This is a genomic window from Halomonas sp. SSL-5 (assembly GCF_030708455.1).
Lineage (GTDB): Bacteria > Pseudomonadota > Gammaproteobacteria > Pseudomonadales > Halomonadaceae > Halomonas.
Map to the genome: position 1 here is coordinate 1 of NZ_JAUYWF010000027.1, position 526 is coordinate 526.

Consider the following 526-nt stretch of genomic DNA (forward strand, 5'->3'; position numbering starts at 1 on the left):
GCCACCAGCACGTCGATATCGCCACCGATCTGTTGTGCGGCCGCGACCGCATGGGCGGTGGCGCCGGCCAGGGCGCCGTCGTGATGTTCGGCCAGGACCAGAATGCTCATGAAATCACCTTCGCCTCGTTCTTGAGTTTGTCGACCAGCTCGTCCACCGAGCCCACCTTGACGCCGCCCTGGCGCTCGGCCGGCGGCTCGACCCTGAGCAGCTTGACCTTCGAGGCCACCTCGATGCCGAGATCCGCCGGGGTCTTGACGTCCATAGGCTTCTTCTTGGCCTTCATGATGTCGGGCAGCTTGGCATAGCGCGGCTCGTTCAGGCGCAGGTCGGTGGTGACGATGGCGGGCAGGGAAAGCTCGATGGTCTGCAGGCCGCCGTCGATCTCGCGGGTCACCTGTATCTTTCCATCACCCCCGTCTCCACTGATATTCACCTCGGAGGCGAAGGTGCCCTGGGGCAGGCCGGTCAGGGCGGCGAGCATCTGGCCGGTCTGGTTGTTGTCGGTGTCGATGGCCTGCTTGCC

1 protein-coding gene and 1 pseudogene are annotated in these 526 nt (G+C 65.2%); both read right to left on the reverse strand.

Translation table 11 applies throughout. The annotated features are described in order from the left end of the window. A pseudogene (locus tag RAN53_RS16335) lies at nt 1-110 on the reverse strand (electron transfer flavoprotein subunit alpha/FixB family protein); the annotation flags it as partial. Then, nucleotides 107-526, reverse strand: a 420-nt coding sequence (locus RAN53_RS16340; protein ID WP_305797852.1) for an electron transfer flavoprotein subunit beta/FixA family protein, incomplete at its 5' end; no start/stop codon positions are given. The gene RAN53_RS16340 and the pseudogene RAN53_RS16335, both read right to left, overlap by 4 nt.